The 25,977-nt window shown below is 72.4% G+C and carries 20 protein-coding genes; 9 read left to right on the forward strand and 11 right to left on the reverse strand.

The genetic code is table 11. The features are described 5' to 3' along the window. Positions 1-75: 75 nt before the first annotated feature. The gene (locus BXA10_RS00625) at positions 76-1,761 is read right to left on the reverse strand and encodes an FAD-dependent oxidoreductase (RefSeq protein WP_076466587.1); all 1,686 of its coding nucleotides are present in this window, start codon (positions 1,759-1,761) and stop codon (positions 76-78) included. Positions 1,762-1,903: 142 nt separating this feature from the next. On the opposite strand from BXA10_RS00625, the gene BXA10_RS00630 reads away from it, so the two are divergent. Next, positions 1,904-3,019, forward strand: a complete 1,116-nt coding sequence (locus BXA10_RS00630) for an LCP family protein (protein WP_076466588.1) — start codon at positions 1,904-1,906, stop codon at positions 3,017-3,019. Between the two features lie 238 nt (positions 3,020-3,257). Here BXA10_RS00630 and BXA10_RS00635 read toward each other — a convergent pair whose 3' ends face one another. From BXA10_RS00635 to guaB, 4 genes are all read right to left on the reverse strand, one after another. Then, a complete protein-coding gene (locus BXA10_RS00635) occupies positions 3,258-4,712 on the reverse strand; it encodes a M1 family metallopeptidase (protein WP_076466589.1) in 1,455 nt (484 codons plus the stop codon). 226 nt (positions 4,713-4,938) lie between these two features. Next, positions 4,939-6,303: a M1 family metallopeptidase gene (locus BXA10_RS00640; RefSeq protein WP_084752154.1), complete on the reverse strand. Its 1,365-nt coding sequence runs from the start codon at positions 6,301-6,303 to the stop codon at positions 4,939-4,941. A gap of 88 nt (positions 6,304-6,391) precedes the next feature. Continuing rightward, positions 6,392-7,510 carry a GuaB3 family IMP dehydrogenase-related protein gene (locus tag BXA10_RS00645; protein WP_076466591.1) on the reverse strand — a complete coding sequence of 373 codons (1,119 nt, stop codon included), beginning with the start codon at positions 7,508-7,510 and terminating at the stop codon, positions 6,392-6,394. Positions 7,511-7,547: 37 nt separating this feature from the next. After that, positions 7,548-9,110: an IMP dehydrogenase gene (gene guaB / locus BXA10_RS00650; RefSeq protein ID WP_076466592.1), complete on the reverse strand. Its 1,563-nt coding sequence runs from the start codon at positions 9,108-9,110 to the stop codon at positions 7,548-7,550. Between the two features lie 183 nt (positions 9,111-9,293). Here guaB and BXA10_RS00655 point away from each other — a divergent pair, with 183 nt between their 5' ends. Further along, the gene (locus BXA10_RS00655; RefSeq protein ID WP_245828084.1) at positions 9,294-9,761 is read left to right on the forward strand and encodes a DUF5319 domain-containing protein; all 468 of its coding nucleotides are present in this window, start codon (positions 9,294-9,296) and stop codon (positions 9,759-9,761) included. Between the two features lie 527 nt (positions 9,762-10,288). On the opposite strand, the gene BXA10_RS00660 is transcribed toward BXA10_RS00655, so the two are convergent. After that, positions 10,289-11,116 (reverse strand): response regulator transcription factor, encoded by an 828-nt coding sequence (locus tag BXA10_RS00660; protein ID WP_076466593.1) that lies wholly within the window; start codon positions 11,114-11,116, stop codon positions 10,289-10,291. Between the two features lie 255 nt (positions 11,117-11,371). Between BXA10_RS00660 and BXA10_RS31955 the strand changes: the two genes are divergently transcribed. Next, entirely contained in the window at positions 11,372-11,791 is a 420-nt protein-coding gene (locus tag BXA10_RS31955; protein ID WP_245828085.1) for a WhiB family transcriptional regulator, read from the forward strand. 66 nt (positions 11,792-11,857) lie between these two features. On the opposite strand, the gene BXA10_RS00670 is transcribed toward BXA10_RS31955, so the two are convergent. From BXA10_RS00670 to groES, 3 genes are all read right to left on the reverse strand, one after another. Further along, the gene (locus BXA10_RS00670) at positions 11,858-13,492 is read right to left on the reverse strand and encodes a molybdopterin-dependent oxidoreductase (protein WP_076466594.1); all 1,635 of its coding nucleotides are present in this window, start codon (positions 13,490-13,492) and stop codon (positions 11,858-11,860) included. A gap of 125 nt (positions 13,493-13,617) precedes the next feature. Continuing rightward, the gene (gene groL / locus BXA10_RS00675; protein WP_076466595.1) at positions 13,618-15,267 is read right to left on the reverse strand and encodes a chaperonin GroEL; all 1,650 of its coding nucleotides are present in this window, start codon (positions 15,265-15,267) and stop codon (positions 13,618-13,620) included. 69 nt (positions 15,268-15,336) lie between these two features. Continuing rightward, positions 15,337-15,651, reverse strand: coding sequence for a co-chaperone GroES (gene groES / locus BXA10_RS00680; protein ID WP_018222648.1), 315 nt, complete (start codon positions 15,649-15,651; stop codon positions 15,337-15,339). A gap of 251 nt (positions 15,652-15,902) precedes the next feature. Between groES and BXA10_RS00685 the strand changes: the two genes are divergently transcribed. The 6 genes from BXA10_RS00685 to BXA10_RS00710 all read left to right on the forward strand — a co-directional run bounded on the left by BXA10_RS00685 (position 15,903) and on the right by BXA10_RS00710 (position 22,306). Next, positions 15,903-17,114, forward strand: a complete 1,212-nt coding sequence (locus BXA10_RS00685) for a THUMP-like domain-containing protein (protein WP_076466596.1) — start codon at positions 15,903-15,905, stop codon at positions 17,112-17,114. A 10-nt stretch (positions 17,115-17,124) separates the two neighbouring features. Then, entirely contained in the window at positions 17,125-17,604 is a 480-nt protein-coding gene (ybaK, locus tag BXA10_RS00690; RefSeq protein ID WP_076466597.1) for a Cys-tRNA(Pro) deacylase, read from the forward strand. Positions 17,605-17,804: 200 nt separating this feature from the next. Then, positions 17,805-18,902, forward strand: a complete 1,098-nt coding sequence (locus BXA10_RS00695) for a sugar ABC transporter substrate-binding protein (protein ID WP_076466598.1) — start codon at positions 17,805-17,807, stop codon at positions 18,900-18,902. Between the two features lie 119 nt (positions 18,903-19,021). Beyond that, positions 19,022-19,846 carry an ATP-binding cassette domain-containing protein gene (locus BXA10_RS00700; protein WP_076466599.1) on the forward strand — a complete coding sequence of 275 codons (825 nt, stop codon included), beginning with the start codon at positions 19,022-19,024 and terminating at the stop codon, positions 19,844-19,846. After that, positions 19,843-21,102, forward strand: coding sequence for a sugar ABC transporter permease (locus BXA10_RS00705; protein ID WP_076466600.1), 1,260 nt, complete (start codon positions 19,843-19,845; stop codon positions 21,100-21,102). Before BXA10_RS00700 ends, BXA10_RS00705 begins: the two co-directional genes overlap by 4 nt. 22 nt (positions 21,103-21,124) lie before the next feature. Continuing rightward, positions 21,125-22,306, forward strand: a complete 1,182-nt coding sequence (locus BXA10_RS00710; RefSeq protein ID WP_076466601.1) for an ROK family protein — start codon at positions 21,125-21,127, stop codon at positions 22,304-22,306. Between the two features lie 30 nt (positions 22,307-22,336). Here the strand turns inward: BXA10_RS00710 and BXA10_RS00715 are convergent, their stop codons facing one another. Together BXA10_RS00715 and BXA10_RS00720 are read right to left on the reverse strand one after the other, a co-directional pair. Next, the gene (locus tag BXA10_RS00715; protein ID WP_076466602.1) at positions 22,337-24,199 is read right to left on the reverse strand and encodes an ABC transporter ATP-binding protein; all 1,863 of its coding nucleotides are present in this window, start codon (positions 24,197-24,199) and stop codon (positions 22,337-22,339) included. Beyond that, on the reverse strand, positions 24,199-25,899 hold the full coding sequence (locus tag BXA10_RS00720; RefSeq protein WP_076466603.1) for an ABC transporter transmembrane domain-containing protein: 1,701 nt from the start codon (positions 25,897-25,899) through the stop codon (positions 24,199-24,201). Before BXA10_RS00720 ends, BXA10_RS00715 begins: the two co-directional genes overlap by 1 nt. Positions 25,900-25,977: the final 78 nt, after the last annotated feature.

The following is a 25,977-nucleotide window of genomic DNA, read 5'->3' on the forward strand; positions in this document are numbered from 1 at the left end:
GGCTGTCCGGGCCGTGCGGACACCCCGGCTCCAGGGAACCCGAGTCGACCACGAAAAGCGTGTCCGCCCCCGCCGCTACGGTCGCAGCGCCGCGGGAGCGTGCGCCGGCACCGCCGGTCGCCGAGGTGCGACCGGCTCGACCCGCCGGTACGGCTCGCCGAGCGGTGGCCGGGGGTCCTCGTCGCCCTTGTTCGGCCAGAGGGACATGGCCCGCTCGGCCTGAGCGGTGATGGTCAGCGACGGGTTCGCCCCGAGATTCGCCGAGACGGCCGCCCCGTCCACCACGTGCAGCCCCGGATGACCGAAGATCCGGTGGTACGGGTCGATCACCCCGTCGGCCGGGGTGGCGCCGATCACCGCCCCACCGAGGATGTGCGCCGTCAGGGGGATGTCGAACGGCTCGGTCAGCGCGCCGCCCGGCGTACCGCCGATCTCCTCGGCGAGCAACCGGGCCGCCGCGTGGCCGGCCGGAATCCAGGTCGGGTTCGGGGTGCCGTGCCCGGGGCCGCTGACCAGCCGACCGCGCCGGAACCGGAGGGTGAGCGAGTTGTCGATCGACTGCATGACCAGGGCGATCACGGTCCGCTCGGACCAGCGCCGCACGGAGATCAACTGGGCGGCGGTGCCGGGCTGGCGCAGCAGCGTGCCGAACCAGCGCCGGACGCGGTGCGGCCCGCCCTCGACCAGCAGCGACTGCAGCAGTCCCATCGCGTTGGAGCCCCGCCCGTAGCGGACCGGCTCGATGTGGGTCTGCGCGTCGGGGTGGAACGAGCTGGTGATGGCCACGCCCTCGGTGAAGTCGAGCCCCGCGGCCCGGGCCTGCCGGCCGGGCACCGACGCCCCCAGGATCGCCTCGGAGTTGGTGCGGGTCAGCTCGCCGAGCCGGGCCGAGAGCGCGGGCAGCGCGCCGGTGCCCTTCATCTCGTGCAGCAGCCGTTGCGTACCGAGCGCCCCGGCGGCGAAGACGACCTGTTCGGCCCGGATCACCTGCCGCCGCCGGCGCAGCCAGGCACCGGTCCGGACGGTGTGCACCTCGTACCCGCCCTCCGGATGGGGGCGTACGGCGGTCACCGTGGTGAGCGGGTGTACCCGCGCGCCGCGCCGCTCGGCCAGCCACAGGTAGTTCTTGACAAGCGTGTTCTTCGCCCCGACCCGGCAGCCGGTCATGCAGGAGCCGCAGTGGGTGCAGCCGGTGCGCTCCGGGCCGACGCCACCGAAGTACGGGTCGGCGACCCGCTCGCCAGGACGCCCGATGTGCACTCCGACCGGGGTGGCGTGGAAGGTCCGCCCCACCCCCATCCGCTCGGCCACCGCCCGCATCGCCCGGTCCGCGCCGGTGTCCCTCGGGTACGCGGTGACGCCGAGCATCCGTTTCGCCTGGTCGTAGTGGCGGGCCAGCTCGTCGCGCCAGTCGGTGATGTCCCGCCACTGTGGATCGGTGTAGAACGCGGGCAGCGGCTCGTAGAGGGTGTTCGCGTAGACCAGGGAGCCGCCGCCCACGCCGGCGCCGGAGAGCACCAGCACCCCACCGCCGGCCCGCCGGTCGGCGGCCCGCAGCAGCGTGATCCGCTGAATGCCGTAGCAGCCGAGTCCCGGCGCCCACAGGAACCGTCGCGCCCGCCACGACGTACGGGGGAAGTCGTCGTCGGCGAAGCGCCGCCCGGCCTCCACGACGCCGACGGAGTATCCCTTCTCGGTCAGCCGCAGCGCGGTGACGCTGCCGCCGAAGCCCGACCCGATGACGAGCACGTCATACCGCATTCCGGCATCATTACCCGCCGGTAGCCGTGGCGCCAGAGCCGAGGACGCGCGACCATGCTCTGCACCCGCCACATCGGCGCCCCGGCCGCAACCCGCGGCACCCGTCGGAGCGTTGTTCCAGTACGGGTGGAAGGAGGCCCAGATGAGCCTCGGATCAGGTACGGGCCGTCGTGGTCGCCTGCTGATCGGACTGCTGCTCGCCGCAGTGGTGCTCGTGACGGTGGGCGGTGTGGTGATCAGCCGCCTGGTCGGCGGGCCGAGCCCGGAGCGCGCAGCCGCGCCGGCGCCGACCTCAGCCACGAACACGCCCGCCGCCACGCCCAGCTCGCCGCCACCCCCGCCGGGCGCAGACATCACCGGCCCGCTCAACCTCCTGCTGGTCGGTGTGGACACCCGGGTCAGCGTCCCCGGCTGGGAGCCGCACGCCGACGCGGTGCTGGTCCTGCACGTGCCGCGCGGACTGGGCCGGGCGTACCTCTTCTCCCTCCCCCGCGACCTGCTGGTCGACATCCCGGCGTTCCCCAAGGCCGGCTACCGCGGCGGGCGGACCAAGCTGACCCACGCGATGAGCTACGGCAGCCGGGCGCCCGGCCGCGCCAAGCAACCGAGCGCCGCGCAGGGGTACGAGCTGCTGCGCAGCACCGTGAGCGGCTACACCGGTTTGCGCATCGACGCCGGTGCGGTGGTCACCTTCGCCGGGTTCGACCGGCTGGTGGACAGCCTCGGCGGGGTGGACCTCTACATCGACCAGCGGGTCGCCTCCCGGCACCGGCAGCCCGACGGCCGGCACCGGGAGAGCGCGCCGGGCGGCTACACCGGCCCGCAGATGGTGTACGAGAAGGGAAACCGCCACCTCACCGGGTGGCAGGCGCTGGACTACGCCCGGCAGCGCTACATCTCCGGCGGCGACTACAGCCGGCAGCGCCACCAGCAGCAACTGATCCGGGCGCTCGTCGGCAAGATCCTCGACCAGGGGCTCGCCCGGGACCCGGACCGGGTGCAGCAGGTCGTCGACGCGCTCAGCGACACGCTGATCTACGTCGGCGGGCGCAAGCTGATCGACGTCGCGTACGCCCTGGGCGGTCTTCCCGCCGACCGGTTCGCGCTGGTCGGCCTACCCGGCAGGTCGGTCGGCTCGGGTGGCGGCTACCGGGGCGAACAGCTCACCTCGGTCGGCCGCCGCTTCCTCACCGAGCTGCGCGCCGGCCGCGCCGACGCCTACCTGGCCAAAAACCCCAGCCTCCGCATCAAACCCTGACCCCCCCGCCCCGCCGGACCCCCCCTCCCCGCCGGACCCCCCTCCCCGCCGGACCCCCCTCCCCGCCCCGCTGGACCCCGTTGATCAAGAGGTTTGCGGCGGATTTGATCTCTATCGCTGCCCCAAACCTCTTGATCACCGGCGCAGCGCGGCGCTGCGCTGCGCGGCGCGGCGCGGCGCGGCGCGGCGCGGCGCAGCGCGGGGCGGCGCAGCGCGGGGCGGCGCAGCGGGTGGGCGGTCAGAGGGGTTTGGGTTCGGCGGGCCGTTCGGTGCCGTAGAGCCAGGCGTCGAAGAGCTTGCCGAGCTTCTTGCCGGAGACGCGTTCGGCGAGCGCGATGAACTCGTCGGTGCTGCCGTTGCCGTTGCGCTTCTCCGCCGACCAGGTCCGCAGGATCTCGAAGAACGCGTCGTCGCCGACGGCCACCCGCAGCGCGTGCACGGTCATCCCGCCCCGCTGGTAGACCGAATTGCTGAACAGGTTCTCCACCCCCGGTTTGCCGGGCGGCGTACGCCAGACCTGCCCCGACGAACCGTGGTAGCCGGAGGCGAACGACTCCTCGACCTTCCGGCCGCCGCCGTGCTCGGTCCAGAGCCACTCGGCGTACGTGGCGAGCCCCTCGTTGAGCCAGATGTCCTGCCAACGGGTCAACGCCACGCTGTCGCCGTACCACTGGTGGGCCAGTTCGTGCGCGACGACCTCGGTGTTGACCCCCTGCCGGAAGAAGTCGGCGGAGTAGACCGGCCGGGACTGCGTCTCCAACGCGTACCGGATCCGCGGGTCGGAGATCACCACGCCGCCGTACGCCTCGAACGGGTACGGCCCGAACACGGTCTCCAGGTAATCGGCGACCTTGACGGTCTCCGCGATCGAGTCGTCCGCGGCCCCCTTCGGCAGGCCGGTCTGGAGGGCGCTGTAGACCGGCCGTCCCTTGTGCTTCCCGGTCGTCACCCGCAACTTGCCGATCACCACGAAGCTCAGGTAGCTGGCCATCGGGGCGCGCTCGGCCCACTTCCAGGTGGTCCAGCCGGCGCTGCTGTCCTTCCCGCCCGGCACCCCGTTGCTGACCGCCGTGAGCCCGTCCGGCACGGTGATCTCGAAGTCGTACGTGGCCTTGTCGGACGGGTGGTCGTTGACCGGGAACCAGGTGCTCGCCGACTCCGGCTGGCCGAGCGCGATCGCACCGTCCTCGGTGTGGATGAAGCCGCCACCACCGAGCAGTTCGTTCTCCAGCTGCTCCGGCTCGCCGTCGTACCGGACCTCCGCCACGAAACCGTTGCCCGCGATCAGGCCCTTCGCCGGGGTCACCGATAGCTCGTCGCCCTTACGGGAATACCTGGCCGCGGCGCCGTCCACAGTCACCGAACGCACGGTCAGTCCGGCCAGATCGAGGTTGAACGCGGACAGGTCACTGGTCGCCGATGCGTGCACGGTGGTGGTGCCGGTGAGCCGGTCCTTCGCCGGGTCGTACCGGACCTTGACCGTGTACCGCCCGACGTCGTAGCCGCCGTTGCCGTACGTCGGGAAGTACGGGTCGCCCGCGCCCGCCGCACCAGGCTTGAAGTTCCGTTCGGCCGGCTGCGACGGCGTGACCACCGACTCGGGCGCCTCCGGCGTCGAGCCGCACCCGGCCAGCAACGCCCCGGTCAGCAGCAGACCGACATGCACCCGCAGAGACCGCCGTGGCTGCCTCATCGCATCGTCCTTTCGATGTGCCGGCGAGCACTCCGCCCGACCGCCGGCGAGCCGACACCGCGAGGCCCGTACCGTCGGCGCTCTCGCCCGGTCCGCTCGCGGCAGCCTACCGAGGATCGATCACGTCGTCGTCATGCGGCCGGGCTCGGGCCCACCCCGCGCCGCACCGGCGACTCGGGTCCGAGTCGAAGCCCTCGGCTCGACCGGAGCTTCCGACCCACGCGTCCTAAGGCAGGGCGGGTGCGCTGCCGCCGGTCAGCCAGGCGTCCATGAGCGAGCGCAACTGCCGGCCGGAGATCCGCTCGGCGAGAGCGACCAGGTCGGCCGTCGTGCCGTTGCGGTCCCGTCGCTCGGTCGTCCACTGTCGCAGGATGCGGAAGAACGCGTCGTCGCCGACCGTGCGACGTAGTGCGTGCACGGCCAGCGCACCGCGCAGGTAGACCGCACTGCCGAACATCGCCTCCCGGCCGGGGTCCACCGAGGGCCGCGTCCAGTCGGTGGTCGCGTACCGGGCCTCGAACGCCCGCTGCACGCTCTGACCACCGTCGTGCTCCTCCCAGAGCCACTCGGCGTACGTGGCGAAGCCCTCGTTCAGCCAGATGTCGCTCCAACGGCTCAACGAGACGCTGTCGCCGAACCACTGGTGCGCCAGCTCGTGCGCCACCACATTCAGGTTCGGGCGGCCGTCGGCGAAGAAGCCGGGCCCGTACACCGGCCGGGACTGGGTCTCCAACGCGTACCCGATGCGGTCGTCGGCGACCGCGACTCCGCCGTACGCCTCGAACGGGTACGGCCCGAACCGGCCGGCCAGGAAGTCGACGATCTCGCCGGTGCGGGCCAGCGACGTGGCGGCCGGGCCGTTCGGCGGCTCACCCGACGGAACAGCGGTGACGATGGGCCGGCCCTCGTGCGTGCCGGTGGTGACCCGGTAGTCGCCGATCACCAGCGTGGTGAGGTAACTCGCCATCGGCGAGCGCTCGCTCCAGCGCCACGTGGTCCACCCGCCGTCGCTGCGCTTCGGGCCGGGAACCCCGTTGCTGAGCGCGGCGAGCCCGTCCGGAACGCTCACCGCGATGTCGTAGGTGGCCTTGTCGGACGGGTGGTCGTTGACCGGGAACCAGGTCGCCGCCGAGTCGGGCTGGCCGAGCGCGATCGCGCCGTCGTCGGTGTGCAGGAAACCCCCGGAGCCGAGCGGACCGTCGGTGACCGGGGCGGGCACCCCGGCGTACGCGACCTCGACGGTGAACCGGGCGCCGCGAGGCACCCCACGGGCCGGCTCGACCACCAGCTCGTTCCCCGTCCGCCGGTGCTTGGCGGTGGCACCGTCGACGGTCACCCGGTCGATGTCCAGTCCGGCGAGGTCCAGGTTGAACCGGGACAGCCCCTGGGTGGCGGTCGCGGTCAGCACCGCCCGCCCGGTGAGCCGGTCGGTCGCCGGGTCGTACCGCACGTCCAGGGCGTAGTGCGCCACGTCGTACCCGCCGTTGCCGTACCCGGGAACGTACGGGTCGCCGACGTCCGCGCTGCCCGGCCGGAACGCATCATCCTCATCGGACGGGGTGCAGCCGCTCGCCGCGAGCAGCACCGCCAGCGCGGCGGCGACCACGATCCGGGGACAGATACGTCGCACCGGCCGAGCCTAACGGCGCGGCCGGTGCGACACGACGTGTTCGCGCGGGTCAGCGGTCGAGGACCAGTCCGACCTTCTGGAACTCCTTGAGGTCGCGGTAGCCACACTTGGCCATCGCCCGGCGCAGCCCGCCGAAGAGGTTCAGCTGACCGTCGGGCTCGTCGGCCGGGCCGAAGAGGACCTGTTCCATCGAGCCGATCGGTTCGCTGGCCACCTCGAACGCGCCGCGCGGCAGCGACGGGTGGCTGGCGGCCGAGTGCCACCAGGCGCCACCGGCCGGCGCCTCCTCACAGCGGGAGAGCGGCTCGCCGAGCATCACCGCGTCCGCGCCGCAGCCGAGGGCCTTGGCGATGTCGCCCGAGGTCTGCATGTCCCCGTCGGCGATCAGGTGCACGTACCGGCCGCCGGTCTCGTCCAGGTAGTCGCGGCGGGCCGCCGCCGCGTCGGCGATCGCGGTGGCCATCGGCACCCGGATGCCGAGCACCGACTCGGTGGTCGACCAGTCGTCCCCACCGATGCCGACGATGACGCCGGCCGCGCCGGTACGCATCAGGTGCAGCGCGGTCTTGTAGTCGGTGCAGCCGCCCACGATCACCGGCAGGTCGAGGTCCGCGATGAACTCCTTGAGGTTCAGCGGCTCGTCGGTGGTCGAGACGTGCTCGGCGGAGACGATCGTGCCCTGGATGACCAGGATGTCCACGCCGGCGTCCAGGATCACCGGGGCCAGCGCCAGGGTGTGCTGCGGGGACACCCGCACCGCCACCGTGCCACCCCCGGCACGCAGCTCGCGTACGCGCTCCGCGATGAGGTCGGGACGGATCGGTTCGGCGTACACCTCCTGGAGCCGCTTGGTCGCCCGCGCGTCCTCGTCCAGCCCGGCCAGCTCCTCGAGCACCTTGGTCGGGTTCTCGTAGCGGGTCCAGAGCCCTTCGACGTTGAGCACACCGAGACCGCCGAGCGCGCCGAGGCGGACGGCGGAGCTCGGGCTCATCGTGGCATCGGAGGGGTGCCCGACGCAGGGGATGCCGAACTGGTAGGCGTCGAGCTGCCAGGCGGTGGAGACGTCGTCGACGTCCCGCGTCCGGCGGCTCGGGACGATGGCGATGTCGTCCAGGTGGTAACCGCGTTGCGCGGTCTTGCCCAACCCGATCTCGACCACGTCACGCATGGCTCACTCCAGTTGTTGTCGGGGGTGGTGGTGGGGGTCAGCGGGTGTGGTAGTTGGGCGCCTCGACGGTCATCTGGACATCGTGCGGGTGGCTCTCCTTGAGCCCGGCCGCGGTGATCCGGATCAGCTGGCCCCGCCGGTGCAGCTCGGGGATGGTCGCCGCCCCGCTGTAGAACATGCCCTGGCGCACGCCACCGACGAGCTGGTGGACCACCTGCGCGAGCGTGCCGCGGTAGGGGACCTGCCCCTCGATCCCCTCCGGGATCAGCTTCTCGTCGGAGCTGACGTCGCCCTGGAAGTAGCGGTCCTTGGAGTAGGACTTGTGCCCGCCACGGGTCTGCATCGCTCCGAGCGAGCCCATGCCGCGGTACGACTTGTACTGCTTGCCGTTGATGAAGATGAGCTCACCGGGGCTCTCCTCGCAGCCGGCCAGCAGGCTGCCGAGCATCACCGAGTCCGCGCCGGCGACCAACGCCTTGGCGATGTCCCCGGAGTACTGGATGCCGCCGTCGCCGATCACGGGCACGCCCAGCGGCCGGCACGCCCGGGCCGCTTCCATGATCGCGGTGATCTGCGGCACGCCCACCCCGGCCACCACCCGGGTGGTGCAGATCGAACCGGGGCCCACCCCCACCTTGACCGCGTCGGCGCCGGCCTCGGCGAGGGCCCTGGCTCCGGCGTACGTCGCCGAGTTGCCGCCGATGACCTGGACGTCGGTCTCCCGCTTGAGCCGGCTGATCATCTCGACGATGGCCCGGCTGTGGCCGTGGGCGACGTCGCAGACGATCACGTCGACCCCGGCGTCGATCAGGGTCCGGGCCCGCTTGTACGCCTCGTCACCGAAGCCGACCGCGGCGGCGACCCGGAGCCGGCCCGCCTCGTCCTTGGTGGCGTGCGGGTACTGCTCGCTCTTGGTGAAGTCCTTCACCGTGATCAGCCCGCGCAGCCGGCCGGAGCCGTCGACGATCGGGAGCTTCTCCACCTTGTGCTGGCGCAGCAGGGCCAGCGCCTCGTCCTTGCTCACCCCGACCGACGCGGTGATCAGCGGGGTCCGGGTCATGATCTCGCGGACCGGCGTGCCGGGGTCGGAGACGAAGCGCATGTCGCGGTTGGTCACGATGCCGACGAGCTGACCGTCGCCGTCGACGACCGGCACCCCGGAGATCCGGTAGCGGCCGCAGAGCGCGTCGACGTCACGCAGGGTGTCGTCCGGGCTGGCGGTGACCGGGTTGGTGATCATGCCGGACTCGGAGCGCTTCACCAGGTCCACCTGGAGCGCCTGGTCCTCGACCGAGAGGTTGCGGTGCAGCACACCGATGCCGCCCTGCCGGGCCATCGCGATCGCCATCCGCGCCTCGGTCACCGTGTCCATCGCGCTCGAGAGCAGCGGAAGGGCGATGTCGATCTCGCGGGTCAGCCGGGTGCGGGTGTCGACGTCGTTGGGTGCGATGTCGGATTCGGCGGGCTGGAGCAGCACGTCGTCGAAGGTGAGGCCGAGGGGTACCACCCGGGCGGAGCCTGCCGGCAGCTCCGGCAGGTGGCCGCCCAGCTCGCCGTAGTCGGCGCCGGCCGGAAGATCGGTGCTGGGCGAAGTTTCCACGATTGCTCCCCTGAGCTGGTCGAACGGGCTTCAGCGAGGTGGCGCGGCGGGCACCGGAGGAGCGCCGCACGCGGCGCGTCGCTCCATCGTACCCATGCGGCTGAGCTGGCCCTCGTCGCGCCGGGCCGGTCGGCGCGCGTCCGGGGGCGGGCGTCGCTGCGGCGTTGGGTCTACGGTGAGGGGGTGCACGACGAGCCCATCGACCCGTTCAACGGCGACCCGGCCGATCCGGCCTCCGGCCTGCACGATCCGGGCGACGACGCACCGCTGGACGCGCTGACCGACGTCGAGCGGCAGGACGTGCTGGAGGATCTCGCCGACCTGGAGATCTACCAGGCCCTGCTGGCCCCGGTCGGGGTTCGCGGCCTGGTGATCGAGTGTGAGGACTGCCGCGAGCCGCACTACTTCGACTGGGACCTGCTCCGGGGCAACCTGCGCCATCTGCTCAGCTCGGGCCGGCCCCGGGTGCACGAGCCGGCCTACGACCCCGACCCGGACCACTACGTCACCTGGGAGTACGCCCGGGGCTACGCCGACGGCGTGCACGACACGCTCACCGACGGCAACGACGACGCACCCGGACCCGAGGAGCCCGGCGGCGAGGAGCCCAGAAACGAGGAGACCGGCCGCGAGGAGCCCGGGCGGCGCTGAACAGGACAGGGCTGGCGCGGCCCACCGCCCCACCGGTTCCACCGGCCTCCGGGCCGGGCTCCCCGGAAACCCCGGCCCCCACGGCCCCCACCGCCTGTCTCTGGCGTGAACGGTGCGAGCGCGAGAGGCAGGCGGCAGCACCGGGGCGAGACATCCACTCGGGCACGCTTTGGAGCTGAATCGCCTGCGACATCACCGGCAGTGCTCCCAACACGATTACCGACGCGCGCGCCGCGATTCACTGGGCGACCACCGACGATGCCACCAGCAGTCCGCAGGCGGGAGCTGCCGGCTCAGCACCTCCGGCCACCGTCTGGCAGAGCATCCAGCGCGGCCGTCGGCGAGTCGTCTACGACATCAGCTCTAAAGCGTCCCCGCAGTGGTCGCCCTTGGCGTCTCGGACCTCGGGGCGCCCCCAAGCTTCGCCGGACCTCAGGACACCCGCAGGCTTCGCCGGACCTCAAGGCACCAGCAGGCTTCGCCGGACCTCAAGGCACCAGCCGGCCGCGAGGTTGCTCGACCGAGCCTCAGGCGACCAGCCCGGCGCGGAAGCCCGCGGCCACGGCGTGCGCCCGGTCCCGGGCGCCCAGCTTGCGGAAGAGCCGGCGCGCGTGCGTCTTGACGGTGTCCTCCGAGACGAACAGCTCCCGCCCGATCTCGGCGTTGCTCTTGCCCTCCGCCATTCCGAGCAGCACCTGGAGTTCGCGCTCGGTCAGCCCGACGGACGCGCGCGCGGCCCGGGCGTTCGGCGCCGGCCGCTTTCCGTCCGGCGGCGTGCCCTCGGGCTCACCACCGTTGCCCTCCGGCCCGTCGTCGCCGCGTTGCACCGGCACCACGGTCGGTGCGCCGTTCGGCCCCTCCACCGGCCCGGCCGACCAGCCGGGGCCCGGGTCAGCGCCGGGTCGGCCGGCGGGCGCGGAGCGGTTCTTCCCGCCGACCGCCGCAGTGTCCCGCACCGGGTCGGTGACCCGGTGGCGGGCGGCCCGGCCGGGCGCGGAGAGCAGCAGCAGCGCCTTGGCCACCGCGCTGGTGAGATCGTGGTCGGCGCCCTGGATCAGCCCGCGGGCACCGGCGCTGATGGTCGCGGCGGCGGCCTCGGACTCCTCGGCGCCGAACAGCAGCACGGCGGCCTGCGGGGCGCGGGCCAGCACCCGGCGGACGAAGCCGGCGCTGTCCGGGCGGGTGAGCGCCGTGTCGGCGAGTACCACGTCCGGTTGCCGTTCGGCGAGCCGGAGCATCACCTCAGGATCGGAGACGGCGGTACGAACGACCGCTGACAGCCCGAGGCGGGCCGCCGCGGAAGTGAGATGTTGCGCCGCAAGTGGTGTCCGGACGCAGACAAGAACCGTACGCACTGTGGGGTCTCCTCTCCGCCAACGAGCAGACCACGAGCGGGTCGGTCCGGGAGGAGGTTCCCGGCAATCCTCCGAACTTTTCCGACAGATGGGTCAAATGCGGCAAAGCGTCGAAGGTTTCGGATCACACGTGTGTGAATCGTGGGGCTCCCGGGTAACGGGAGACCCAGGCCGGGATCGGTGTGCCTGTGCGGCCCGCCGCCCGATGGCCCGGCCATGAGGATCTCGCGGTGCCGCGCGGGAGGAGGGGTGCTGATGTCGAACGTACGTAGACTGCCCGGACCCATCGTCGATCTCTGGGACTGGCAGCGGCTCGGCGCCTGCCGGGGGCGGGACAGCGCCCAGTTCTTCCACCCGGACGGTGAACGGGGCTCGTCCCGGTTGCGTCGGGAGTCCGGCGCGAAGGCGGTCTGCCGTACCTGCCCGGTGCGGGCCGAATGCGCCGCGCACGCCCTGTCCGTACGCGAGCCCTACGGCGTCTGGGGTGGCTTCAGCGAGTCCGAGCGGCTGCGGCTGCTCGCCGTCGGCTGGGAGGACTTGGCCGACCGCCGGTGCACCCGGGTCGACGTCGCCCGGCTGGAGGCCCGGCTGGGCCGACCGCACAAGTCGGCCGAGCACATCGCCGCCAACCCCACCCCCAGCGCTCCCGCCCCCACCCAACGCAAGGTCGCCTGACCCGCAACCCCCACCCCTCCCCCCGCCCCGCCGACCTATGACCAGCGAGGCTGGGGTGGGGTGGGGTCAGCGGACGGTGACGCGGATGGTGTGCCAGCCGGTGGCGCCGTCCGGGACGACGTCCTGCCTGCGGTCGGTCTGCGTCTCACCGGTGGCGTCCGTGGCCCGCACCTGGAGCCGGTGCGTCCCCGGCGTGGCCTCCCAGCGCCACGACCACTGCACCCAGGTGTCCACGGAGACCGTGGGGGCCAGCTCCGCCTCCTGCCACGGGTCGTCGTCGACGCGTACCTCGACCCGGCGGATCCCCCGGTGCTGCGCCCAGGCCACCCCGGCCACCATGACCGGGCCGGCGGTCAGCCGGTTGCGCGGCCGAGGCGTGTCGATCCGCGACTGGGTCTTGATCGGCCCCTGCGGCGACCAGCCCCGCGGCACCCAGTACGCGTCGAAGTCCGCGAAGCTGGTCAGCTCCAACTCGGTCACCCACTTGCAGGCCGACACGTAGCCGTACAGGCCCGGCACGACCATCCGGACCGGGAACCCATGCTCGACGGGCAGCGGCTCACCGTTCATCCCCACCGCCAGCAGCGCGTCCCGCCCGTCGCGCAGGGCCGCCGTCGGGGTGCCGCAGGTCCAGCCGTCGACCGAGCGCCCGACCACCTGGTCGGCGCCCTCCTCCGGCTCGACCTCGTCGAGCAGGTCCCGGATCGGTACGCCGAGCCAGCGGGCGTTGCCGATCAGATCCCCGCCGACCTCGTTCGAAACGCAGGCGAGCGTGACGTACCGCTCCACCATCGGCCGGGCGAGCAGATCCGCGAAGCTGAGCGTGATCGGGTTGCGTACCCGGCCGTGGATGCGCAACCGCCAGGACTCCGGGTCGACCTGGGGCACCACCAGCGCGGTGTCGATCCGGTAGAAGCCGAAGTTCGAGCTGACGTAGGGGTCGAGCTGGGGTAGCGACAGGTCTGCCCCGGCGGGCACCGCGGGGGCCGGGGCGGCCGGGGCGGGCAGGACCACCGCCTCGCGGGCCGCCGACACTCCGCGCCGGCCGGCCAGCCAGCGCCCGCCGAAGCCGGCCACGGCGGCGGTGCCGAGCAGCACCCCGGTCCCGGTCAGGAACCGACGCCGGGACTCGGGGTCGGTCCTCTCAAGGGGCGCCGGCGCGGGTACGGCCGACGGCTCGGCGGGAGGGGTGCGCGACGCGCCACCGGGACCGCCCGGGGATGTCGACGGGAGTTGACCGCTGGGCGGGCTCCACGGCCACGGATCGAGTTCCAGCGGGCCGGCGATGAAGGCCCAGAGCACCAGCGCGCCGAACCCGGCGCCGACCAGCGACGGCAGCGCGTCGGCGGCGTCCGCGCCGGCCCTGGTCACGGCGGCGGCCACACCGAGCGCCCCGAAGGCCGCGACGCCCGCGAGACCGACCGCGAGCCGGCGTACGGAGAGGACGCCGAGCAACCCGGCGATGGCGGCCAGCAGCACCGCCGTCCCGATCAGCAGGGCGATCTTGTCGTACGTGCCGAACACGTCGATGGCGAACTGTTTGAGCGGTTCCGGCACCGTGTCGACGACCACTCCGCCGACCGCGACCAGCGGCGCCGACCGGGGGCCGGTCAGCACGGCCACCGCTTCGGCCACGCCGATCGCCACGGCGGCGGAGGTGATCCCGGCCAGTGCGCCGTACCGGGGAGTGGTGGTGCTCATCGGCCCAGTGTTTCCGATCAACCGGGCCGGTCGGTAGTGACGTCAGCGTCTCGTAAGAGCCACCACGAACGCGTCGGGGCACACCGCCGGATGACGGTGTGCCCCGACCGGGCGTACGACGTGCGTCAGAAGCCCGGGCCGTGCTGGTGGCCGTGGCCGTGCGAGTGGCCGTGCCCACCGCCGGCAGCGGCCGGCTCCGGCTCGGCCGGCTTCTCCACCACGAGGCTCTCCGTGGTGAGCAGCAGGCCGGCGATGGAGGCGGCGTTGGCGACCGCGTTGCGGGTGACCTTGACCGGGTCCAGGATGCCGGCCTTGGCCAGGTCGACGTACTCGCCGGTGGCGGCGTTCAGGCCGTGGCCCCACTCGGCGGCGGCGACCTTCTGCGCCACCACGTAGCCGTCGTGGCCGGCGTTCTCGGCGATCCAGCGCAGCGGCTCGACGAGCGCCTTGCGGACGATAGAGACACCGACCTTCTCGTCACCGGTGTAGCCGAGGTCGTCGGCGAGCGCCGGCAGGACCTGCGCCAGGGCGGCGCCACCGCCGGGCACCGTACCCTCCTCGACCGCGGCCTTGGTCGCGGCGATGGCGTCCTCGATGCGGTGCTTGCGCTCCTTCATCTCGACCTCGGTCGCGCCGCCCGCCTTGATGACCGCGATGCCGCCCGACAGCTTCGCCAGCCGCTCGGCGAGCTTCTCCCGGTCCCACTCGGAGTCCGAAGCCTCGATCTCCTTGCGGATCTGGGCCACCCGGTCGGCGACGTCGGCGGCCTGGCCGCCACCGTCGACGATCGTGGTGTTGTCCTTGTCGACCACGACGCGCCGGGCGGAGCCCAGCACCTCCAGGCCGACCTGGTCGAGCTTGTAGCCCAGCTCCGGGGCGACGAGCTCGGCGCCGGTCAGGATCGCCATGTCCTGGAGCATCGCCTTGCGGCGGTCACCGAAGCCGGGCGCCTTGACCGCGCAGACCTTCAGGGTCTTGCGGATGGAGTTGACCACCAGGGTCGAGAGCGCCTGGCCCTCGACGTCCTCGGCGATGATCAGCAGCGGCTTGCTGTTCTGCAGGACCTTCTCCAGCAGCGGCAGCAGCTCCTCGATCGCCGAGATCTTCTGCGTGGTGATCAGGACGTACGCGTCCTCGAGGACCGCCTCCTGCGACTCCGCGTCGGTGACGAAGTGCGGGGAGACGAAACCCTTGTCGAACTGGAGACCCTCGGTCACGTCCAGCTCGGTGGCGAGGGTCGAGCCCTCCTCGACGGTGATGACACCGTCACGGCCGACCCGCTCCATCGCCTCGGCGATCATGTCGCCGATCGTGGAGTCCTGCGCGGAGACCGTCGCGACGTGCGCGATCGCCTCCTTGCCGGCCACCTCGACGGCGCGGGCCAGCAGGGCCTCGGAGACCTTGGCGCTCGCCGCGTCGATGCCACGCTTCAGGCCGGTCGGGTTGGCCCCGGCCGCCACGTTGCGCAGGCCCTCGCGCACCATCGCCTGGGCCAGCACGGTCGCGGTCGTGGTCCCGTCGCCGGCGACGTCGTTGGTCTTGGTCGCCACCTCCTTGACCAGCTGCGCGCCGAGGTTCTCGTACGGGTTGGTGAGCTCGATCTCCTTGGCGATGGTCACACCATCGTTGGTGATCGTGGGCGCACCAAACTTCTTGTCCAGGACGACGTTGCGCCCGCGCGGGCCGAGGGTGACCTTGACCGCGTCCGCGAGGGCGTTGACACCGTGCTCCAGCAGGTGTCGGGCGTCGTCCGAGAAGCTCAGGATCTTCGCCATGAATGTCCCTTCAAGCGGCGTTGCCCCGGCCCGGCGAACCGGACCGGGGCAACGACACTGATCGGTTGCTTACTTCTCGATGACCGCGAGGACGTCGCGGGCGGAGAGCACCAGGTACTCCTCGCCGGCGTACTTGACCTCGGTGCCGCCGTACTTCGAGTAGAGGACGGTGTCGCCGACCTTGACGTCGATCGGCACGCGGTTGCCCTTGTCGTCGATCCGGCCGGGGCCCACAGCGAGGACGGTGCCCTCCTGCGGCTTCTCCTTGGCGGTGTCGGGGATCACGATGCCCGACGCCGTGGTGGTCTCAGCCTCGTTCGCCTGGACCACGATGCGGTCCTCAAGCGGCTTGATCGCAACCTTGGTCGCGGTAGTCACGGGCATACCCTCCTGGGGTACTGGTTTCTGTACCGGCCGGCGGGGCCGACCAGCGTCAATCTGCCACATGCCACCGGGCGGGGCCGTCGTCGCGGGTGCCGGTCCGCCTGGCGTTCAGCACTCGGGTCGGAGCGACCCGGGAGCTGGCACCCTCAGGTTGAGAGTGCTAATCGCAGGTTATTCCGTGGCTAGCACTCCGTCAAGGAGAGTGCCAACCCGCCGGGCGGCGAGTCGAGGTCGGCCACCACAATGACCGGGTGGATCTCGATCAGCTGGCCGCCCTGCGTACCGCCGAGGGCGCCGCCGCGCTGGACGCGGCGGCCCGGGTGACCGGCGGCGACCCGCTGGCCGCCGCGTCCGCCCTCCGCGCTGCCGGGGTGCCGGCCGGGCTCGCGACGGCCGCGCTGACCCAGGCCGAGTTGCGGCGGCGGGCAACTGCGAAGTTCGGGCCGACCGCCACCGGAATGTTCCTCACCCGCGCCGGCCTCGAGCAGGCCACCCGGGGCGTAGTCGCGGCGCGGCGCGCCGCGCGGCTGCGGGCCGCCGGGGTGCGCACCCTGGCCGACCTCGGCTGCGGACTGGGCGCGGACGCGCTCGCCGCCGCCCGGGCCGGCATCCGGGTGTACGGGGTGGAGGCCGACCCGCTGACCGCCGCGATGGCCGCCGCCAACGCCGAGGCCGCCGGGCTGGCCGACCTCTTCACCGTGGAGTGCGGCGACGCGACCGCGTTCGACGTGAGCCGGGTCGAGGCGGTCTTCTGCGATCCGGCCCGCCGTGCCAGCGGCACCGGCCGGCGGATCTTCGACCCGAACGCGTACTCGCCTCCCTGGGACTTCGTGACGCGGCTCGCCGAACGGACGCCGCGGACCGTGGTGAAGGTCGCCCCCGGGATCGACCACGCACTGATCCCGGCCGGCGCCGAGGCGGAATGGGTGAGCGTCGACGGCGACCTGGTCGAGGCGGCGCTCTGGTGCGGCGAACTCGCCGAGGTCCCCCGCCGCGCCACCCTGCTGAGCGAGAAGGAGGGGACCCGTGTCGGCCGGGGCGCCGCCAACCAGCTGACGGGCGCCGGTGACCGGGAGGCGAACGTCGGCCCGGTACGCCGGTTCCTGCACGACCCCGACCCGGCGGTCGTGCGGGCGCACCTGGTCGCCGAGCTGGCCGACGAGCTGGACGCGACTCTCGCCGACCCGGCCATCGCCTACCTGTACGCGGACACCCCGACGCCGGGCCCGTACGCCCGCTGCTTGGAGATCACCGACGTGTTGCCGTTCTCGTTGAAGCGGCTGCGCGCGCTCCTGCGGGAGCGGGGCGTGGGCCGGGTGGAGATCCTCAAACGCGGCTCGGCGCTGACCCCCGAGCAGCTCCGGCGGGACCTGCGACTGGCCGGCGACGCGGCGGCGAGCCTCGTGCTCACCCGGATCGCCGGCGCGCCGACCGTGCTGGTCTGCCGGCCGGTGCCGGACTAGATTCCCGATCGTGGCGGGACAGGGCACACCGGCGACGGCACTGCTGACGAAGCGGAAGGTCGCGCACAGCACCCACCCGTACGACGTGAGCCCGGACGCGCCCAACTACGGCACACTGGTCGCGGCCGCGCTCGGCGTACCTCCGGAGCGGGTGTTCAAGACCCTGGTCACCGTGGTCGACGGAGCGCTCGCCGTGGCGGTGGTGCCGGTCACCGGGGAACTGGACCTGAAGGCCCTCGCCGCGGCGGTCGGCGGCAAGCGGGCCACGCTCGCCGATCGGGCGGCCGCCGAGCGGGCCACCGGCTACGTCCGGGGCGGCATCAGTCCGCTCGGCCAACGCAAGCGGCTGCCCACCGTGCTCGATTCCTCCGCGCTGGACTTTCCCACGATCTACGTCTCGGCGGGCCGTCGCGGGCTTCAGCTCCAGCTCACCCCGGCCGATCTGCTGGCACTGACCGAGGCACGCACCGCGCCACTCGCCGCCGGTTGACCGACCGACGGGCTGCGCGCACCCCCGAGCGGTTGAAGCGCTCCCAGCCCTGGTGACCTGAGGGCAGGTGGGCGTTGCCGAATTGTTACTGCCCGCAACAAAATCAGTCCATCGACTCTCTTGTGTCGGGCCTCACACGCGCCATACGTTGCCGGGCACAACAAAACAACACCTTCCCCCACCCCGAAAGGACCCTGCACATGCGTAAAGGGCTCCTCACCTTCGCCACCGTGGGTCTGCTGGCGACGGGCAGCTTGGCCGCCTGCGGCGACAACTCCGGCGGGGACGACCAGGCCGGCTCCGGCCAGACCCCGAAGATCGGCGTGATCCTGCCCGACAGCAAGTCCTCCGCCCGCTGGGAGGGCGCCGACCGCAAGTTCCTGGAGGAGGCCTTCAAGGCCGCCAACGTCGAGTACGACATCCAGAACGCCCAGGGCGACAAGACCCAGTTCCAGACCATCGCGGATCAGATGATCACCAGTGGCGTGACCGTACTGATGATCGTCAACCTCGACTCCGGCACCGGCAAGGCAGTGCTCGACAAGGCGAAGTCCCAGGGTGTGGCCACCATCGACTACGACCGGCTCACCCTCGGCGGCTCGGCCGAGTACTACGTCAGCTTCGACAACGTCGCCGTGGGCAAGCTCCAGGGCGAGGGCCTGGTCAAGTGCCTCACCGACAAGGGCGTCAAGAACCCCTCGATCGCCTACCTCAACGGCTCGCCGACCGACAACAACGCGACGCTGTTCAAGAGCGGGTACGACTCGGTGCTCAAGCCGAAGTTCGACTCGAAGGAGTACACGAAGGCCGCCGACGACTCCGTGCCGGACTGGGACAACGCCCAGGCCGCCACGATCTTCGAGCAGCAGCTCACCAAGACCGGCGGCAAGATCGACGGAGTGCTCGCCGCGAACGACGGGCTGGGCAACGCGGCCATCTCCATCCTGAAGAAGAACGGGCTCAACGGACGGGTCCCGGTCACCGGCCAGGACGCCACCCCGGAGGGCCTGCAGAACATCCTCGCCGGCGACCAGTGCATGACCGTCTACAAGGCGGTGAAGCAGGAGGCGAAGGCCGCCTCCGACCTGGCCATCGGGCTCGCCAAGGGCGAGCGGAAGGAGACCGGTCAGACGGTGAAGGACCCGGAGGGTGGCCGGGACGTCCCGTCCGTGCTGCTGAACCCGAAGGCGATCTCCAAGGAGAACGTCAAGGACGTCATCGACGACGGCTACGTGACCAAGGACGAGGTCTGCACCGAGGCGTACGCCAAGTTCTGCACCGAGGCCGGTATCAGCTGACCTGACGCCGTACCCGCCGAGGCGCAACCGCCGCCCGGCACGGGAGTCACCTCCCGTGCCGGGCGGCACCCGCCGGACGGGCTGAGGAGAACCGTCGTCCATCCAAAGGAGACACCCCCGTGCCCGCTACTCCCCTGCTGGAGCTACGTGGGATCGACAAGAGCTTCGGTCCCGTCCAGGTTCTGCGCGACGTCGCCTTCGCCGCCCACGCCGGCGAGGTGACAGCCCTCGTCGGTGACAACGGCGCCGGCAAGTCGACCCTGGTCAAGTGCATCAGCGGCATCCACCCGACCGACGCCGGCGAGTTCGTCTTCGACGGCCGGCCGGCGACGATCCACAGCCCTCGGGACGCCGCCGCCCTCGGCATCGAGGTCGTCTACCAGGACCTTGCGCTCTGCGACAACCTCGACATCGTGCAGAACATGTTCCTCGGCCGGGAGAAGCTCAACGGCATCGTCCTCGACGAGCCGACCATGGAGCAGATGGCGGCCGAGACGCTGGCCGGTCTCTCCGTACGCACGGTGAAGTCGTTGCGGCAGCACGTCTCCAGCCTCTCCGGCGGGCAGCGCCAGACGGTGGCGATCGCCAAGGCGGTGCTCTGGAACAGCCGTCTCGTCGTCCTGGACGAGCCGACCGCCGCGCTCGGCGTGGCGCAGACCGCGCAGGTCCTCGAACTGGTCCGCCGGCTCGCCGACAACGGTCTGGCGGTCGTGCTCATCTCGCACAACATGAACGACGTCTTCGCCGTCTCCGACCGGATCGCGGCCCTCTACCTCGGTCAGATGGTCGCCCAGGTGAAGACCACCGACATCACCCACGCCCAGGTGGTCGAGCTGATCACCGCCGGCCGCTCCGGCGGACTCGGTCTCACCGCCGAGCCGGGCCAGGGCCGCAACGGCACCGACGGGCAGCCGGCCGGCAAGACCGCAGGAGGCGACCGATGACCACCACAGCCGTACAGCAGCAGGGTCCGGCGGCAGTCACGCCGGCGCCGACCATCGCGGGTCACGCGCGCAACTACTGGAGCCGGGTACGCGGCGGTGACATCGGCGGGCTGCCCGCGGTCCTCGGGCTGATCGTGCTCTGCACGATCTTCTCGATCGCCCGCCCGTCGTTCCTCACCGCCGGCAACTTCGCCAACCTGCTCACCCAGGGCGCGGCGACCACGCTGATCGCGATGGGCCTGATCTTCGTCCTGCTGCTGGGCGAGATCGACCTCTCCGCCGGCTTCGCCAGCGGCGTCTGCGCGGCCGTGCTGGCCAACGTGGTGACGGTGCTCGGCTTTCCCTGGTACGTCGCGGTGCTCGCCGCGGTCGTCACCGGCGTGGTCATCGGCACCGTGCTCGGCTTCCTGGTCGCCAAGATCGGCATTCCGTCCTTCGTGGTCACCCTCGCCGGGTTCCTCGCCTTCCAGGGCATCGCGTTGATGCTCATGGAGGAGGGCAAGAACATCGCCGTCCGAGACGAGGTGCTGGTGGCCATCGCCAACCGCAACCTGACCCCGCTGCTCGGCTGGCTGCTCGCACTCGTGGCGGTCGTCGGGTACGGGGTCACGCAGCTGCTCCGGCAGCGCAACCGGGCCGCCCGCGGGCTGGTCACCGACCCGATCGCGGTGGTCCTCGCCCGGATCGGTGGCCTGGCGCTGATCCTCGGCGTGGCGGTGTTCATCCTCAACCTGGAGCGCAGCCGCAACGTACTGATCACCTCACTCAAGGGCGTGCCGATCGTGGTGCCGATCGTCGCGGTGCTACTGGTGATCTGGACCTTCGTGCTCCAGCGCACCCGCTACGGCCGGCACGTCTACGCGGTCGGCGGCAACCGGGAGGCCGCCCGGCGGGCCGGCATCGACGTCGACCGGATCCGCATCTCGGTCTTCGTGATCTGCTCCTCGATGGCGGCCGTCGGCGGCATCGTGGCGGCCAGCCGGGCGAACTCGGTGGATCCGAACACCGGCGGCAGCAGCGTCCTGCTCTACGCCGTGGGTGCGGCGGTGATCGGCGGCACCAGCCTCTTCGGTGGCAAGGGCCGGATGCTCGACGCGGTGCTCGGCGGCGCGGTGATCGCCGTCATCGACAACGGCATGGGCCTCATGGGGTACAGCTCGGGCGTCAAGTACGTGCTCACCGGCGTGGTGCTGCTGCTCGCCGCGAGCGTGGACGCCTTCTCCCGCCGCCGCTCCGCCGCGACCGGCACCCGCTGACCCCGCACCACCGGAGCGCCACATGCCCCCAGGACCGAGCCAGGACGAGATCCGCCGGCAGAACCTCGGTGCCCTGCTGCGTCACGTCCACGTCCACGGGGCGACCTCACGCGCCGAGCTGACCACGGCGCTCGGGTTGAACCGCAGCACCATCGGCGCGTTGACCGCCGACCTCGCCGGAGCGGGGCTGGTCAGCGAGGGCGCACCGAAGGAGACCGGCCGGGCCGGGCGACCGTCGCCGGTCGTCCGGCCCGAGTCGAACCGGATCCACGCGTACGCGTACAGCATCGAGGTGGACCGGCTGCGGGCCGCCCGCGTCGGTCTCGGTGGCGTGGTGCTCGACCGCCGGGAGCTGGACCGGCCCCGGGGCCTGCTCGTCGCGGAGGCCGCGCCGCTGCTCGCCGGAGCGGTCAAGGAGATGCAGCAGCACGTGCCCGCCGACGCGGTCTGCGTCGGTACCGGCGTGGCGGTCTGCGGCATGGTCCGTCGCGACGACGGTCTGGTCCGGCTCGCCCCCACCACGGGCTGGGTGGACGAGCCGATCGGCGCGGCGCTCAGCGCCGAACTGGGCATCGACGCGCCGATCACGGTCGGCAACGTGGCCGACGTGGCCGCCTTCGCGGAGCACGCACGGGGCGTCGCCGCCGGCTGCGACAACGTCGTCTACCTCTACGGCGACGTCGGCGTCGGCGCCGGCATCATCGCCGGCGGCCGGCGGGTGACCGGACACGGCGGGTACAGCGGAGAGGTCGGGCACATGAAGCTGGTCCGCGACGGCGAGCGCTGCGAGTGCGGCTCCCGGGGCTGCTGGGAGACCCAGATCGGCGAGAACGGCCTGCTGCGCAACGCCGGTCGCCCCGGCGCGCAGGGCCGGGAGGCGCTGCTGGCCGTCTTCGACGCCGCCGACCGCGGCGACGCCCGCGCCGGCGCGGCGGTACGGCAGGCCGGCGACTGGCTCGGCTTCGGCGTGGCGAACCTGGTCAACATCTTCAACCCGGAGATGGTCATCTTCGGCGGGACCATGCGGGACCTCTACCTCGCCGCGGCCGCCCAGATCCGCAGCCGCCTCAACGCCAACGCGCTGACGGCCTGCCTCGAGCACGTGCGGCTACGTACCCCGAAACTCGGCGACGACGCCGCTCTGGTCGGCGCCGCCGAGCTGGCCTTCGAACGGCTGCTCGCCGACCCCCTCGACATCGGCTGACGCCTCCCCGGCCCCTCTCCCCTCCCGGGGTTACGGGGTGCCGTGCCAGGAGTGCCAGAGGGCGGCGTAGGAGCCGTTGGCGGCGACCAGTTCGTCGTGCGAGCCGAGCTCGGTGATCCGCCCGTCCTCGACCACGGCTACCCGGTCCGCGTCGTGCGCAGAGAAGAGCCGGTGCGCGATGGCGATCACCGTCCGTCCCGCCAGCACGGCGGCGAGAGACCGTTCCAACTCCCGGGCGGCCCGCGGATCGATCAACGAGGTCGCCTCGTCCAGCACCAGCGTGTGCGGGTCGGCGAGCACGAGCCGGGCCAGCGCCAGCTGCTGCGCCTGCGCCGGGGAGAGCGGATGCCCGCCCGAGCCGACCAGCGTGTCCAGCCCGTCCGGCAGCGCCTGCGCCCAGTCCAACGCGGCGACCGCCGACAACGCCGCCCGTACGTCCGCGTCGGTGGCCGCCGGCCGCACCATCGCCACGTTCTCGCGGAGCGTACCGATGAAGACGTGATGCTCCTGGGTGACCAGCGCGACGTGCGAGCGCAGCTCGGTGAGCGGCAGCGTGTCCAGCGGTCGGCCGGCCACGGTGACCGTGCCGCCGTGCGGGGTGTGCACCCCGGCCAGCAGCCGGCCGAGGGTCGACTTGCCGGCACCGGACGGTCCCACGACGGCCAACTTCTCCCCCGGTTCGGGCACCAGGGTCACGCCGTGCAGCACGTCCCGCCCCGTGCGGTACGCGTACCGCACGTTCCGGGCGACCAGCCGCCGGTTCCCGTCGGCGGTCTCCGCCGGGCCTGCCACCCCGCTTGCCACGGCGCCCAACCGGGCCGAAGAAGCCCCGGTCGAGGCGGCAGCGGCAGACGCGTGCCCGGCGGCCTGCTCGCCTCGCCGCGCGGCCGCTGCCGCCGGTCCGGTGGTGGGCTCCGCCGGCTCGGCCACGCCCAGCAGCCGGGCCATCGAAGCGCCACCCACCTGCAACTCGTCGAGCCAGGACAGCAGCCGGTCCACCGGATCGACCAGCTGTTGCACGTAGAGCGTGGCGGCGGTGACCTGGCCGAGGCTCACCCAGCCCTTCAGGTAGAACCAACCACCGATGACGAGGGTCGCCACCACCGGCACCACGTAACCGATCTCGGCCACCGGAAAGAAGACGGTCCGCAGGAACAGGGTGTAGCGCTCGGCGGCGTACGACCGCGCGATGTCGGCGTTGGTGCGAGCCCGGCGCCGGGCCTGCTGGCGCAACGCCTCCGTGGTCCGCGAGCCCTCGACCGTCTCGCTGATCCCGTCGGTGATGTCCGAGTAGGCGGCGTTCTCCCGCAGGTAGCCGGCCGGTGCCCGGCGCAGGTACCAGCGGGTGCCAGCCCAGAGCACCGGGACAGCGATCAGGCAGGGCAGCGCGAGCAGCGGGCTGACCAGCAGCAGCGCACCGATGATGAAGGCGGCCGTGACGACCGCGATGAGCGTCTCGGGCACCGCGAGACGGACCGTCCGGGACAGCGCGGAGACGTCCCGCGAGGTACGGGTCAGCAGGTCACCGGTACCCGCCCGTTCCACGGTGGACAGCGGCAGCGCAAGTACCCGGTCGACGAACTCCTCACGTAGCCGGGCCAGCACCTGTTCGCCGAGCCGCGCCGACGCCAGGTGGGCGAAGCGGACCAGCACCGCCTGCACCACGACGAACCCGGCGATCAGCAGGGCGATCCGGTCCACCGTCACCCGGGAGGTGCCACGGGAGATGCCCTCGACGAGGTCACCGAGCAACCTCGGGGCGACCAGACCGGCCGCGGCGGCAACCGCGTGCAGGCCGAGCGCCGTGGCGAGTGCCCGCGGATGCCGGCGGACCAACGTACGCGCGTAACGGCGTACCTGCGTCGCGTCGGCGACGGGCAGCGCAGCGGCCATCAGCTCTCCACCCGGCTGACCGTGGCCCGGTAGCGCGGCTCGCTGTCGTACAGGTGGGCGTGGCTGCCCTCGGCGACGACCTTGCCGTCCTCGACGAAGATCACGTTGTCGGCGTGGCCGAGCAGCAGCGGACTGGTGGTGCAGACCAGGGTGGTCCGGCCGGCCCGGGCGGCGCCGAGCCCGGCGGCTATCCGCGCCTCGGTGTGCGCGTCGACGGCACTGGTCGGTTCGACCAGCAGCAGGGTCTCCGGGGCGGCGACCAGCGCGCGGGCGAGCCGCAGCCGCTGCTGCTGCCCGCCGGAGAACTCCCGGCCCCGCTCGGCGACCCGGCTGTCCAGCCCGTCGGGCAGCGCCTCGACGATGTCGGTGGCGCTCGCCGCCCGGAGCGCCGCGTCGAGCGCCGCCCGGTCGCCCCGGTCGTGCGGGTCGAGTTCCGCCAGGAGCGGGCCGGTGAAGAGCTGTGCGTCGTTGTCGGCCACCAGGATCCGCTCCCGCACGGTCGCCAGCGGCAGCTCCCGCAGCGGTACCCCGTGCAGCGTGGCGTCCGAGTCGACGTACCGGCCGAGCCGGTCGACGATCGCGACCGCGTCCTCGGGCACCGTGGCCGCGATCGCGGTGAACCGGCCCGGCGGCAAGCGCACCCCGGACTCGACGTCGACCAGTTCCCCCGGGCCGTCGGGCACCGTCGCGGGTCGGGGCGGGTCGACCAGTTCCGGCGTGAGCTGGAGCAGCCGGACCACCCGGCGGGCCGCCACGTGTCCCCGGGTCAGCTTGTCCACGGCCTCGGTGAGCTGCCGCAGCGGGCTGACCAGGAACGCCGTGTAGCCGTAGAAGGCGACGAGCTGACCGGGGCTGATCCGGCCGTCCAGGGCGAACCGCGCCGCGAGCCAGGTCACCAGCACCAGGAAGGCACCGGGGAGCAGCACCTGCGCCGCCTCCAGCAGCGACTCGACCCGGGCCACCCGTACGCCGTGCGCCCGGAGCGCCTGCGACTCCGCCTGGTAGCGGGCCGAGAGCACGGGCTCGCCGCCGACGCCGCGCAGCACCCGAAGCCCGGAGACGATGTCGCCGGCCCGGGTGGTCAACTTCCCCTCGGCGTCCCGGTACGCGTGCTGCTGCCGGTGCAGCGGCCGGATCAGCAGGCCGACCACCGCCATCAGCACCGGCACGCCGAGCACCACGACCAGCCCGAGCGGCACCGACGCGTCGAGCAGGATCACCGCCACGGTCACGATCGCCACCAGGGCGCCGGTTCCCCGCGCAGTGATGTCGACGGCGTGCCCGATCTGGTTGATGTCGGAGGTGCCGATGCTCACCACCTCGCCGGTGGCCACCCGGCGGGGCAGGGCCGCACCGAGCCGGTTCGCGGCCGTCACGGTCAGCTGCACCGTCCGGTAGGCGGCGGCCAGCCAGTTGCGTACCGCGCACTGGTGGCGCAGTACGCCGGCGACGGCCTGGAGTACGCCGAGCCCGAGCAGCACCGAAGCCCAGGTGAGCAGCGCGCTGTCGTCTCGGCGGCTCAACCCGTCGACGGCCCGGCCCACGGCGGCCGGCATCAGGGCCTGGGCGACCATCCAGGTCACGCCGAGCAGGATGCCCGCGCCGAACATCAACTTCTGCCGACCGGCCAACCAGATCAGGTAGCGGGTCGCCGACCGGTCATCGGGTACGCCGGGATCGCCGGCCGGTGAGAAACGCATGGCCCGTCGACGCTAGGCGTCCGACGGTTGCCCACGCGAACCAATTACCAGCTGGCGGACGAGGTCTTCGTCACCTGC

Origin of the sequence: Micromonospora avicenniae (assembly GCF_900156065.1) — a bacterium.
Taxonomy (GTDB): Bacteria; Actinomycetota; Actinomycetes; order Mycobacteriales; family Micromonosporaceae; genus Micromonospora; species Micromonospora avicenniae.